This is a genomic window from Streptomyces sp. NPDC057950, assembly GCF_042887295.1.
GTDB classification, from domain to species: Bacteria; Actinomycetota; Actinomycetes; order Streptomycetales; family Streptomycetaceae; genus Streptomyces; species Streptomyces kaempferi.
On record NZ_JBHVPP010000052.1, the window covers coordinates 1 to 13,244 of the forward strand.

7 protein-coding genes are annotated in these 13,244 nt (G+C 72.7%); 4 read left to right on the forward strand and 3 right to left on the reverse strand.

All coding sequences use genetic code 11. The features are described from left to right. Window positions 1–442: 442 nt before the first annotated feature. Window positions 443–3,790: a BTAD domain-containing putative transcriptional regulator gene (locus ACFVTC_RS42625; protein ID WP_390135220.1), complete on the forward strand. Its 3,348-nt coding sequence runs from the start codon at window positions 443–445 to the stop codon at window positions 3,788–3,790. A 101-nt stretch (window positions 3,791–3,891) separates the two neighbouring features. Here the strand turns inward: ACFVTC_RS42625 and ACFVTC_RS42630 are convergent, their stop codons facing one another. Continuing rightward, window positions 3,892–5,874, reverse strand: coding sequence for a sigma-70 family RNA polymerase sigma factor (locus ACFVTC_RS42630; RefSeq protein ID WP_390135222.1), 1,983 nt, complete (start codon window positions 5,872–5,874; stop codon window positions 3,892–3,894). A gap of 513 nt (window positions 5,875–6,387) precedes the next feature. Continuing rightward, window positions 6,388–7,152: a TetR/AcrR family transcriptional regulator gene (locus ACFVTC_RS42635; RefSeq protein ID WP_390135224.1), complete on the reverse strand. Its 765-nt coding sequence runs from the start codon at window positions 7,150–7,152 to the stop codon at window positions 6,388–6,390. A gap of 372 nt (window positions 7,153–7,524) precedes the next feature. Here ACFVTC_RS42635 and ACFVTC_RS42640 point away from each other — a divergent pair, with 372 nt between their 5' ends. Then, the gene (locus ACFVTC_RS42640; RefSeq protein ID WP_390135232.1) at window positions 7,525–8,901 is read left to right on the forward strand and encodes an NAD(P)/FAD-dependent oxidoreductase; all 1,377 of its coding nucleotides are present in this window, start codon (window positions 7,525–7,527) and stop codon (window positions 8,899–8,901) included. Between the two features lie 243 nt (window positions 8,902–9,144). Further along, window positions 9,145–10,800 carry a SpoIIE family protein phosphatase gene (locus ACFVTC_RS42645; RefSeq protein ID WP_390135226.1) on the forward strand — a complete coding sequence of 552 codons (1,656 nt, stop codon included), beginning with the start codon at window positions 9,145–9,147 and terminating at the stop codon, window positions 10,798–10,800. A gap of 109 nt (window positions 10,801–10,909) precedes the next feature. Here the strand turns inward: ACFVTC_RS42645 and ACFVTC_RS42650 are convergent, their stop codons facing one another. Further along, window positions 10,910–12,184 (reverse strand): MFS transporter, encoded by a 1,275-nt coding sequence (locus ACFVTC_RS42650; RefSeq protein ID WP_390135228.1) that lies wholly within the window; start codon window positions 12,182–12,184, stop codon window positions 10,910–10,912. A gap of 151 nt (window positions 12,185–12,335) precedes the next feature. On the opposite strand from ACFVTC_RS42650, the gene ACFVTC_RS42655 reads away from it, so the two are divergent. After that, window positions 12,336–12,887 carry a MarR family winged helix-turn-helix transcriptional regulator gene (locus ACFVTC_RS42655; RefSeq protein WP_390135230.1) on the forward strand — a complete coding sequence of 184 codons (552 nt, stop codon included), beginning with the start codon at window positions 12,336–12,338 and terminating at the stop codon, window positions 12,885–12,887. Window positions 12,888–13,244 lie beyond the last annotated feature (357 nt).

A 13,244-nucleotide genomic window follows, 5' to 3' on the forward strand; every position in this document is an offset into this window, starting at 1 on the left:
CGCCGCTGGATCAGGCGTGGGCCGAGTATGGGAGCCGCTGCTCGATCCGAACGTAAGCGACGGCCTTGCGGCACACCGGCACGGCCCCTCGCGTGGGTGGGCGGCTGCGGGTGGGGGCTGCGGGTGGGGGGCTTCGTCGGCGTGGGTGTGTGTCTTCAGTGTGCTCGGAGTCGTTCGGTGTCTTCGGGGTGTCCGTGACCATGCGGTGTGGGTGCGTGTCTTCAGCCCGTCCGGCGTTTGAGGGCGAGCCCTTCGGGCGAGGGGGGTCCAGGGGGGGGCGGAGCCCCTTGGTGGGGGGCTGGGGGCGGAGTCCTCAGGTGGGGGATGGGGCGGGTAGGGGCGGCGGGGGCGAAGGAAGGGTTTTCGGGGGGCCGCCGTAGGCGCGACGCCCGGCCGGGGGAAACCCTCGGCTCCACACACCGGCGCCGGTGAGAATAGACGCGTGCGGTACAGGATCCTGGGAGTCGCCCAGGCACAGGACGAGCGGGGAGAACCGACCACGGTCGGCGGCCCCCGCGTCCGCGCCCTGCTCGCCTCCCTGGCCCGCCGCCCCGACCGCACCACACCCCCGGAAACCCTGATCGACGAGGTGTGGGCGGACGACCCCCCACTGGACGCGCCGGCGGCACTACAGGCCCTGGTGGGCCGCCTGCGCCGCACCCTCGGCAGGGACGCGGTCGTCTCGGAGCCCGGCGGCTACCGCCTGCGCGCCGCCAGGGACGACGTGGACCTGTTCGTCTTCGAGCGTCTGGTGCGCGAGGGTACGGCGGCCCTCGAACACGGCGACGCCCCCACCGCCGCCCGCACCCTGCGCGAGGCCCTCGCCCTGTGGCGCGGGCCGGCCCTCGCGGACCTCCCCGACCGCAGCGCCGCGACCCGCCCGGACGCACTCCGCCTGGAGGCGACGCGCACCCGTATCGAGGCGGACCTGCGACTGGGCCGCGCCCCCGACGTCGTACCGGAGTTGAAGGAGCTGACGACCGCCCACCCGTACGACGAGGCCCTGCGCGCCCTGCTTCTCCGGGCCCTGCGGGACGCGGGCCGCGGCGCGGACGCGCTGGCCGCGTACGAGGAGGTGCGCCGTGCCCTGCTGGACGGGCTGGGCACGGACCCTGGCCCGGAACTGCGCACCCTGCACGCGGAGTTGCTCGACCAGGAAGCCGGGCCCACGCCGGTGCCCTCCCGGCCGGAGCGGAACGGCAATATTCGTCCCCGTCTGAACTCGTTCGTCGGGAGGGAACCCGACCTCGGCGCCATCCGTTCCGATCTGCGCAGGGCACGCCTGGTCACGCTGACCGGACCGGGCGGTTCGGGAAAGACCCGCCTGGCCGAGGAAGCCGCCGCCGGGCTTCCGCAGGCGTGGCTGGTCGAGCTTGCCCCGCTCGACCGGCCCGAGGCCGTCCCGGGCGCCGTGGTCAGCGCCCTCGGTCTGCGCGAGACCGCGTTGATCAGCAACGAGACGGCGATCGGCCAGGACGACCCGCTCGCCCTGCTCGTCGAGTACTGCTCCGCGCGCGGCCTGCTCCTGATCCTTGACAACTGCGAACATGTCATCGGCGCCGCGGCCGGGCTCGCCGAAACCCTCCTGACCCACTGCCCGGGACTCACGATCCTCGCCACCAGCCGCGAACCCCTCGGTGTGCCCGGCGAGTTGGTGCGCCCGGTCGAGCCCCTCCCGCCCGATCCCGCGCGGCGCCTGTTCACGCAGCGTGCGGCGGCCGTGCGTCCCGGCGCCGATGCCGCCCTGCGCGACTCCACGGCGGTGGACGAGATCTGTCGGCGGCTCGACGGCCTGCCCCTGGCCATCGAGCTGGCCGCCGCACGCCTGCGCCTGCTGACACCACGGCAGATCGCCGACCGGCTCGACGACCGCTTCCGGCTCCTCACCTCCGGAAGCCGCACCGTGCTGCCCCGCCAGCAGACCCTGCGCGCCGTCGTCGACTGGTCCTGGGACCTGCTCGACGAGCGGGAGCGGACCGTGCTGCGCGAGGCGTCCGTCTTCGCGGGCGGCTGGGACCTCGCCGCCGCCGAGGCCGTGTGCACCGGCCCGGCCGCCCACCTCGTCGGCGCGCTCGTCGACAAGTCCCTCGTCGTCGCGACCCCGTACGACGCGGACGCCGACGGGAGCGGCGCCGACGGCACGGGCGGGGGCATGCGGTACCGGATGCTGGAGACCATTCACGAGTACGCGGCCGAGCGCGCCGCCGAGGCTCCCGAACTGCGCGCCGGGGCCGAGCGCCGCCACCGTACGTGGGCGCGAGGTCTCGCCGAGCAGGCCGAGCCGCTGCTGCGCTCCGCCGCCCAACTGCCCTGGATCCGGCGCCTGGAGACCGAACTCGACAACATCAGGGCGGCCCTCCACCGTTCCGTCGTCGCCGGCGCCGAGGAGGAGGCGGGCTCGCTCGTCCTCGCCATGGGATGGTTCTGGTGGCTGCGCAACTTCCGCCGCGAGGGCACCGACTGGACCGACCGCGTCCTGCGCCTGGGCGCGGCACTCGACGCGACCGGATCCGCGCACGGCGGGCACACGGCGTCCGACGCCGGCGGGTGCGCCGGACCCGCCGGACCCGTCGGGCTCGAGAGCTTCGACCCGGTGGACGCCTTCCTCGACGCCCCCGGCGGCGAGGAGTCCCATCCGCTGCACCGCCTGCGGATGCGGATACGGATGCTGCACCTGTTCATGCGGGTGGAGACCGATGCGCTGGACGAACAGGACCATCCCCGCGTCCGGGAGTACGTGGAACGGATCCGGGACGCCTTCGAGAAGGGCGGCCCGGACGCCGCGAGCATGCCCGGCATCGTCTGGCCGATGGCCGCCTTCTTCCTGAGCGGCTCGTACGACGTGCGTCCGGCGATGGAGAAGGCGGCCGCCAACTGCCGTGCGTACGGGGACGACTGGGCGATCGGTGTCACCCTGATGTTCCGTACGCACATGGCCGTCGACGCCCCGGGCGGTATGCCCGGCGTGGACGACGACCTCGCGGAGCTGCGTGTGCTCAGCCGGCGGGTGGGCGACCGCTGGATGCGCGCCCAGGTGTGCAGCGCCGCCGCCGAGGCGGCCATGGCGCGCGGACTCTTCGAAGAGGCGAGGGCCGAGTACGAGGAGGCACTGCGGCTCGCCTTCGAGGTCGGCGCGTACGCCGAGACGCCGTTCCTGCTGGCGCGGCTGGCCGAACTCGCCTACCGCGCCGGCGAGCGCGCCCGGATGCTGGCCGCCCTGGACGAGGCGGACGCGGCGGCCGAGCGCTACGGGGTGATGGACTCCCGCGCCTTCGTCCGGATGCTGCGCGCGCAGCTGGCCCTGGACGACGGCGAGACCGCCCTCGCGCGTGACATGTGGCAGAAGGCATGCGAGATGAGCCTGCGGGGCACCCCTCCGCCGCAGTTCACGGCGGCGCTGAACTGGGTCGAGGCGCTCATCACGGCCGCCGAGTCCGGTCCGGAGCGCGGGCTGCGGAAGATGGCCGACGCCCTGGGTGCGGCGGTGGCGGGGCGGTGCGCCGATGTGGTGACGGCGGGCCTCGTCGACAGCGCGGCGGACCTGCTGTCCGGGCTCGGCGACCATCCTCGCGCGACCCGTCTGTTCGCCGCGGGGGCACGGTGGCGCGGCGGTCATCCCCGCCCCGCTCTGGAGCGCGCCGCCGCCGAGCGTGGTGAGGCCGCCGCCCGCGCGGCCCTCGGCCCCGACTGTTACGCGTCGGAGCGCGCCAGGGGAGCGGACTTCACCGCGGACGACGCCCTGCGCGACCTCGCGGAGGCGGCGAAGGAGCACCCCGCCGAGAGTTCTTGACCACGGAGCCGACGGGGCCAGAGGGGCAGAAAGGGCCGGACAGGCCGACAGGGCCGGAGGGGCCGGTGCGGCTCCCGGTGCGGGTCACCGTGCCGTGGGGCTCACTGGCACTCGAACGTCGCTTCCGCCCAGTCCGCCAGCGCCACCGAGTCGAACGGCGTGCGCGGTTCGACGACGAGCCGGATCGTCTTCCGGCCGGTGAGATTCACCCGGACGGGGATCGTGCGGTCGCCGCCCCTGACCAGCGGCGACCGCCACAGGCGTGCTCCGTCGGCGTAGACGGAGAAGCTGACCCGGCCCAGGCCCATCGTCAGGTCGTCGACGCCGACCTGAGCCTCGTACGCCGAGCAGCTGCGGTTGAGGTCGATGGTGACGGAGGACGTGCCGTGGACGGTCACCCCGTGCGCGTACCGCTGGTCCGAGACCGACATCCCCCACCGCTGCCAGACCCAGCTGCTCTCGCCGAGCCGCATCTCGGGCCGGGTGTGGTCGCCGGTGATGCCGTAGCGCAGCTCGTTCCACCGGTAGAGGACCGGCGCGGGTGTCGGCGTCGGGCTGGGCGTCGGGTCCGGGGGTGGCGGCAGGGGCGGAGTGGGGCTGGGGGCTGGTTCCGGCTTCGCCTTCGTGGGGGCGGGGGACGGGTCGGGTGCGGGTTTCGGGGTGGGCTTTGGTGCCGGGACGGCGGCGCGGGCGGGCGCGGTGGCCGCCACCGGCTGCTGCGGCGCGGGCCTCTTCGACGGCGGGAGCGTCGGTGTCCGGGGCGGTGCTTCGACGGCGGGCGACGCGGCGGGCCTGGCCTCGGGTTTTTTGGCGCCGCTCTCGTTGCCGGCCAGGGCGAGTGCGACCGCGGCGGCGGCCACCGCGACGACGCCCGCCGCGATCCCGGCCTTGACCGGCGCCCCGAGCCCCTCGGAGACCGCCGCGCCGCCACCCGCGCCCGCTCCGCCGGAGCCGCCTGCCGCGGCGGCCGCTCCCGCCGCGCCCGCTCCGGCACCACCGGCGATGAGCGCGACGGCCTTCGCGTACCCGGCGACGCCGAACCAGCCGATGACCGCGACCGGCACGACCGCCGGGATACCGCTGGCGACCTCCTTGATCTGGCCCGCGGCGAGCCGGCACTTGGCGCACTCCTCCAGGTGCTTGCGCAGCCCGCGCTCGGCCCGGGTGCGCAGCCCGCCCCGGGCGTAGGCGCCGAGCCGGTCGGCGTAGCGCGCGCACTCCTCGTCCCGGGTGAGCGTGGCGCTCACATGCGCCTGGAGGTAGGCCTGCTTGAGGCCTTCGCGGGCGCGGCTGGCGAGGACACGGGTGCCGTTGGCGTCCAGTCCGAAGAGGGTGGCGACCTCGCTCGGTGACTCGTCCTCGACCTCCGTGTGCCACAGCACGGCCTGCCAGCGCTCCGGCAGCGAGCGGAACGCCTGCATGGCCATCGACTGCTCGGCCTCGTGCATCGCGCGCGCGTCCGCGCCGAGGTCGAGTGTGTCGCCGTCGCAGACCTCGGTACCGCGCACGGCCTGTGCGGCGAACAGCGCGAAATCGTCGACCAGTTGCTCCCGCCTCGCGGACTTCGTCCAGTTCGCGGCGACCCGGCGGACCGTCGTCAGCAGATAGGCGCGTACGGCGTGCTCGGGGCCGTGGCCGCCGCGCACCGCCTGGAGCATGCGGGCGAACACCTCGGCGGTCAGGTCGTCCGCGGTGTGCGCGTCCCGGCAGCAGGTACGGGCGTAACGGCGGACGGCCTCCGCGTGACGGCGGTACAGCGCCTCGTACGCCGTGTCGTCGCCCGCGCGCATGCGTCCGATCAGATCGGCGTCGGACGGCGGCAGTTCGACCGGGGGCGGCAGGACGCCGCTGACGTCCCGCGGATCGAAGCGGTCGCGTTGCGCCGGGACGCTGGGATCGCCGGGGGCACCCTGGGAGTTGCCGGAGGGGCCCGGGAGGTTCGGGACGCCGGAGGGCTTCGGGGGGCTGGAGGGGCCCAGGCTGTCTCCCGGGGGTCCGCCCTGACTGGGGACCTGCTGCGAGGGCAGGCCGCCCGCCTCCGCGCCGCCGTCACCGAGTGACTCGTCCCGCCCGTCAACGCTCATCGCGGAAAGCCCCCGCCTGCACACACTCGGACCCGAATACCGGGACAGAGTGCCACACGCTTCAGGGGTGGGACCGTCCCCCGCGGACCAACCACTCGTCCGTGGGGTTTTGCCGCACGACAGCACTACTGGTCACCCGTTTGGGGAATAGTCAATAACTGCATCCGGCCGGGGAGTTGTCGTTATGGGCGATATGTCTTGATGTGTTTTGTCGCCCATGCCGCCCGTGGAACGCGCGGCGCCCGCACCACCCGACGAGGCGGGCGGCACGGGCGGCGTGGGCGGTTCGGGTGCCACGGGGGGCGCGGATATGCGGGTGGTACGGATGTGCGGTGGTGCGGATACGCGGGTGGTGCGGATACGCGAGTGGTGCGAGCGCCGCTCGTGGCATGTGTCTACGGCGCGTGCTCTACGGCGTGCGTGTCGGAGCGCCCGCGTTCGGTGGTCCACCGCCGCGGGAAAAGCCGGCCGCTGCCGGAACGGTCGACTCCTGCCGGACCGGTCCGAGGCCGCTCACGCCGGACGCGAGCGCAGCCCCTCCAGCAGGATGTCCAGCAACCGGGCCGAGGCCGCGGCCTGCTGAGCGGCGTCCGGAAGCGAGGGCGCCGCCGTGGCGATCACCAGCAGTACGTCCGCCACGGTCACGTCCGCGCGCAGCTCGCCCGCCGCACGTGCCCGGTCCACCAGCCGGCCCACCACGTCGAGCAGCGCGGCCGCACCGGCGTCGTCGACCACGTTCTCGGGCGTGGGCCGCTGTTCGACGAGCCTGAGTTCGGCGCCGAGTTGGGAGCGCTGCTGCGGCACCCGTGCCTCGTCCGCGGCGGGCTCGTCCTCCGCGACACCGACACGCAGGATCTGCGGCGGCAGCAGCCGACCCGCGCCCGAGGCCACCGAGGTCCGCAGGAAGCGCGACAGCGCCGACCACGGTTCGTCCTCCTGACCGAGCGCCGTGCGTGCCTGGTCCGTCAGCCGGGAGGTCTCCTCCTCGGCTATCCGGCGCACCAGGACGTCCTTGCTCGGGAAGCGCCGGTACACCGTGCCGACACCGACCCGGGCGCGCCGCGCGACGTCCTCCATCGGCGCGCCGTACCCCAGCTCGCCGAAGACCTCGCGCGCCGCGCGCAGTACGTGTTCCAGATTGCGCTGTGCGTCCACGCGCAGCGGCGCCGTCCGTGATCCGTCTCCCGGACCACGGCCGTTGCCGCCCGCTGCCGCGCCGACCGTGCCACCGGACGCGATGGCAGGCGCGGAAGACCAATGAGAGTCCTGAATGTGCATAAGCGTTCCCCCGGTAATGACGTCTCCCCCCGGAGACTCCCCGCCATTGGAAGGCGGAGCGAGCGGAACAAGCCTGATTCCCGAACCCGCCGCGCGGACTCGTCCAGCACATCCCCCTACACCCCGTCGACACACGAACATAGTTGAGTGGGGGTCAATTCAGAAGGGGCAGGTTCCGCACGGAGCGCCCCCCGATCGGAGTACGGGTCGGATACCTCCCGGTTACGCCCCCTCCGCACCCCCCACCCGCCCACGCTGACCTGCGAATTTCCCTCGTACTCCGGCAAATCGGCCAACCCTCCGCGTTCACGGCGGCCGGTCACACAAATTGTCGAGGCTGTGGACAAACTCAAGAGCTGGGTGCGTCATGGGATGGTGAAGGAACCTGTGCGCATTCTCATCGTCGGCGGCGGCTACGTCGGGATGTACACCGCCCTCCGTCTCCAGCGGAAGTTGAAGGCGGAACTCAAGCGGGGTGAGGTCGAGCTGGTCGTCGTCTCGCCCGACCCCTACATGACGTATCAGCCGTTCCTTCCCGAAGCGGCCGCCGGCTCGATCTCCCCGCGCCATGTGGTCGTCCCGCTGCGCCGGGTCCTCGGCCAGTGCCGGATCGTCATCGGCGAAGCCCGCTCCATCGACCACGCCCGGCGCACCGCGACCCTCGGCACGCTCGCCACCGAGGAAGGCGGGGGCACGGAACAGCTCACCTACGACGAACTCGTCCTCGCCCCCGGTTCGATCTCGCGCGCCCTCCCGATCCCCGGTCTCGCCGACTTCGCCATCGGCTTCAAGACCGTCGAGGAGGCCATCGGCCTGCGCAACCACGTCATCGAGCAGATGGACATCGCCTCCTCCACCCGCGACCCCGCGATCCGCGACGCGGCCCTGACCTTCGTCTTCGTAGGAGGCGGATACGCGGGCGTCGAGGCACTCGGCGAACTCGAGGACATGGCCCGCTACACCGCGCGGTACTACCACAACATCGAACCCGAGGACATGAAGTGGATCCTCGTCGAGGCCTCCGACCGCATCCTCCCCGAGGTCGGCGAGGAGATGGGCACCTACACGATCACCCAGCTGCGCCGCCGCAACATCGACGTACGCCTCAAGACCCGCCTCGACTCCTGCGCGGACCGCATCGCCGTCCTCAGTGACGGCGCCCGCTTCCCCACCCGTACGGTCGTGTGGACCGCCGGGGTGAAGCCGCACCCGGTGCTCGCCGCGACCGACCTGCCGCGGAACGCGCGCGGCCGCCTCCGGTGCACGCCCCAGCTCACCGTCGAGGGCGCCCCGCACGCGTGGGCCGCGGGAGACGCCGCCGCCGTCCCCGACGTCACCGCCGTGGAGACCGGCGCGGAGACCGCGCCCAACGCCCAGCACGCGGTGCGCCAGGCCGGCGTCCTCGGGGACAACATCGCGCACTTCCTGCGCGGCGAACCACTCGAGACGTACTCCCACAAGTACGTCGGCTCGGTCGCGTCCCTGGGACTGCACAAGGGTGTCGCCCACGTCTACGGCCGGAAGCTGAAGGGCTATCCTGCCTGGTTCATGCACCGCGTCTACCACCTCAGCAGGGTCCCGACCTTCAACCGCAAGGCCCGCGTACTCGCCGAATGGACCTTGGCGGGAGTCTTCAAAAGGGAGATCGTGTCCCTCGGATCCCTCGAACACCCCCGAGCGGAGTTCGAACTCGCGGCCGGTGGAAAACATCCGATCGACCCGAAGCTCGACCCGAAGGGGTCGTCCTGACCGGACCCAGGAACTCCACCGATCAGGCAGGCGTCTGACGGATGTCGGTCCGGTCGGCCAGACTGGTCCACGACCCTGGGCGGCCCGACCGCCCGCTCTCCGCACCCACGAGGCTTCTTCCCAAGCGCCGCACCCCCAGGGGACGCACAGCCCTCGGCGACCGCGCCGCGGGCCGACCCCGACCGGATCCGGAGCCGACCGGAGACGACCACCACCAGGCAAGGATCACGAGGCAAGGATTCGGTGAATTTCACGCGCTGGAGCGCCCGGCTCCCCGGAACGCAGCGCCGCGCCGCAGCGCGGACCGAGCACATGGCCTCCCCGGACCGGCGAGGTGAAGGGGCCGTGCCCGCGGCCCGCGCCGAGCGGCTGACCGACGGCCGGCAGCCCGTCCCCGCCGTCGACGACCTCCCCGTACGCGAGGTCCTCGACCGCGTACCGGCCCTCGTCGCCCTCGTGCACGGCCCCGACCACCGCCTCGCCTACGTCAACGACGCCTACGCGGCCGCCTTCGGCGCCCGTCCTGTCGGCGAGCCCGCGGCCGAAGCGCTCCCCGAGCTCGAGGAGATCGGCCTGCTCCCGCTCCTCGACCAGGTCCTGCGCAGCGCCAAGCCCCGCACCGTCAAGTCCCGCAAGGCGCCCGGCGGCCGCTCGTACACCTTCACCTGCACGCCCGTCGACGCCACCCCGGACGGCCCCGACGGCGGCGTACTGATCTTCGCCACCGACGTCACCGACCACGCCGAGGCCGCCGAGCGGCTGCGCGCCAGTGAGCGCCGCCAGCGCGAGACCGCCGTCACCCTCCAGCGCTCCCTGCTCCCTCAGGAACTGGAGGAGCCCGACGACCTGCGTGTCGCCGCCACCTACCAGCCCGGCGGCACCGAGGCAGCGGTCGGCGGCGACTGGTACGACGTGATCACCCTCGGCGGCGGCCGTACAGCCCTGGTCATCGGCGACGTGATGGGACGGGGGGTGCGGGCCGCGGCCGTCATGGGCCAGCTGCGCACCGCCGTGCGCGCGTACGCACGCCTCGACCTGCCCCCGCACGAGGTGCTCCAGCTCCTCGACGGCCTGGCCACCGAGATCGACGCCAACCAGATCGCCACCTGCGCGTACGCCGTCCACGACCCCAACGAGGGCCGGCTCGTGTACGCGTCGGCGGGCCACCTCCCGATCCTCGTACGCGATGAGAACGGCACCGTGCTGCGGGCCGACGAACCCACCGGACCGCCCCTCGGCACCGGAGGCTGGATGCACGCGTCGGGCTCGGTCCCCCTGGGACCCGGCTCGACGGCCGTCCTCTACACCGACGGTCTGGTGGAGCGCCGCGACGAGGACCTCGACGAGGGCATCGCCGCCCTGGAGCGCGCCCTCGCCGGCGCCACCGGCACCCCCCAGGTCGTCTGCGACCGTCTCGTCCGCTCGGCGGGCGTCACCGCCGACCACGACGACGACGTGGCGGTCCTGGTCCTCCAGCACCCGGCCCGTACGGGCCCCGACGGCGAGCTCTTCCGCAACGCCGCGCTGGAACTGCTGGGCGGGGTGGAAGCCGCTCCGCGCGCGCGAGCCTTCGCCTCCGGCGTCCTGGCGAGCTGGCGCTTCCCTCCGGACCTGCACGACCTGGGCGTCCTCGCCACCAGCGAACTCGTCGCCAACTCCCTGCAGCACGGCACCCCGCCGATGCGGCTGCGGCTGCGCCGCACCGACCGCCGGTTGATCATCGAGGTCACCGACGGCGACGACCACCTTCCGCGCCGCCGCCGCGCCGAACCCGCCGACGAGGCCGGCCGGGGCATCGCGATCGTCGCCACGATCGCCTCCGGCTGGGGCTCCAGACGCACTCCCGGTGGCGGAAAAGCCGTGTGGTGCGAGTTCGCGCTCCCCCGCACCACCCCCTGAACCGCACCGCCCCCTGAACCGGACCCCCCGCCGGAAGTCCCACAGGACACACACAACCGGGGCCGCCACCACGGGAAGTGGTGACGGCCCCGGCTGCCCACCTCGTCGGTCAGGCGTTCGCGGCCACCGGCTCCGCCGTCGCCCCGCCCTGAGCGACCACCCTGCTCCTCGCCAGCCACGGCTGGTCCTGCACCGGACTGAGCTGCCGCCCGAGCCGCACCGCCAGGAACGTGATGCCCAGCGAGAACAGCAGGAACGTCACGACATAAGGACCGTGCAGCGAGGCGCCCATCGGCCCGCCCACCGCCGGACCGATGGCCAGCGCGAGCTGCTTCACCAGGGCGAAGGCTGAGTTGTACTGCCCCGCGAGACCCGCCGGTGCCAGATCGGCGACCAGCGGCGCGACGGTCGGCGACAGCATCGCCTCGCCGAGCCCGAAGAGCGCGTACGTCGAGACGAACGCGGCCGCCGCCATGGTCCGGCTGCCGTGCCCGAGGCCCGCGTACCCGGCCGCGAGCCAGGCCACCGCCCAGATGAGCCCCACCGCGGCGATCACCCGGGACCGCTTCCGGCGCTCGACGAGCTTCAGCACGGCGAACTGCGCCACCACGATCATCGCCGTGTTCGCCGCCATCGCCGTACCGAGCGCGGAGGTGGAGATCCCGGCCGCCTCGACGCCGTACGCGGAGAGCCCGGACTCGAACTGCCCGTAGCAGGCGAAGAACAGCACGAAGCCCAGCACGGACAGCTGCACCATGGCCCGGTTGCCGAGCAGTTGCTTCCAGGTGCCGCCCCTGGCCTGCGGTGCCTCGTGCCGGATCCGCGGCGCGCGCGGCACCCGCACCGTCGCCATGATCACGACGAGCACCAGGAACATCGCCGACTCGATCCCGAACAGCAGCGTGAACGAACCCGCCCGGGTCGTGTCGACGATGTGGCCGCCGATCAGACCACCGACCCCGAGCCCGAGGTTCTGCAGGAAGAACTGTGTGGCGAAGGCGCGCGAACGGGTGTCCGCGCTGGAGAAGTCCACGATCATCGTCGCCAGCGCCGGCTGCATCACGGCCTGCCCGGCACCGAGCGCGGCCGCCGACAGCACCACGGTCGTGGCACTGCTCGCGAGCCCCAGGCTCAGCGATCCGAGTGCGGCGGTGGCCAGGGCGGTGAGCAGGACCGGCAGCGGACCGCGCCGGACGATGGCGCGCCCGGCGAACGGCAGCACCACGAGCGCGGCCACGGCGAAGACGGCGAGCACGACGCCCGCCGTCATGGAGCCGAGTCCCCGCACCTGCGCCACATAGACATAGAGGAAGGGGACGGTAAAGCCGAGCCCGAACGCTCCGAGTGCGTTGCCTACGTGGATCCGGCGCATCGCTGCGCCCATCGCCCTGGTCACTTTCACCTGCCTTGGTCGCGAAGAAACAGGCCCGCGCCCCGGAAGGGTGCAAGCCTGAAGACTTCGAAGCTAAAGTTAGAGGTTGAACTCTACACCTAGAAGGACTTCAACGCCAAGCGAGCCATGCGATACTTCGGCCATGGCCGACACCCCCGGCGTCGGCGGCGAGCCGACGCTCGAAGAACAGATCGCCGCCTATCAGCGCGAGTTCCAGGACCTCGACCCCCAGGTCGAGAAGATCGTCTCGGCGCTCGGCCGTCTCAATCGCCGGATGAACGTCGCTTACGGCCGCCAGACCGCCAACCTCGGCATCAGCAACGCCGAGTGGGAGGTCCTCAAGGCCCTCGTGCTCTCCGGCGCCCCGTACCGCATGGGTCCGAGCGACCTGGCGAAGCGACTGGGGCTGACCCCGGCCGCGATGACCCACCGGATCGACCGCCTGGTCGCGGAGGGGCTCGTCACCAGGGACCGCGACGAGTCGAACCGGGTGCGGGTCATCGTGGAGCTGACGGGCGAGGGGCGTGAGAAGTGGCTGGAGGCCATGCGCCTGGCCACGGTCTTCGAGGAGGACCTCCTCCAGGACCTCTCCGCCGACGAGCGCGGTGTCCTGGGCGAGGTACTGACCCGTCTCCTCCGCCGCGTGGAGCACGCCCAGCCGGACGCCGGCGGACGGCTCACCGACCTCGATTAAAGATCTTGACAGGGATGGTTGACACGCCCCTGCCGGATCCGTAAGGTTCTTCGAGTTGCCACAGAGCCGTAACGGTTCTCCGGTAGCACCTCCGCCGCGCATGCGGCACCCAAACCACCAGCACGATCTCCCAGCCGGGGCGAATTCGGTGTGCCCGAATTCAATTCGAATGGGCTCGGCGGACCGATTAGGCCCTGCCGGGAGGATCCGCTAAAGTTTGGGATGTCGGAACGGCCCAACGGCCGGGAGGACAAGCCCCACTGACTGGGAATCAGGCCCGAAAGGATCTGATAGAGTCGGAACCGCCGGAAAGGGAAACGCGAGAGCGGAAACCTGGAAAGCGCCGAGGAAATCGGA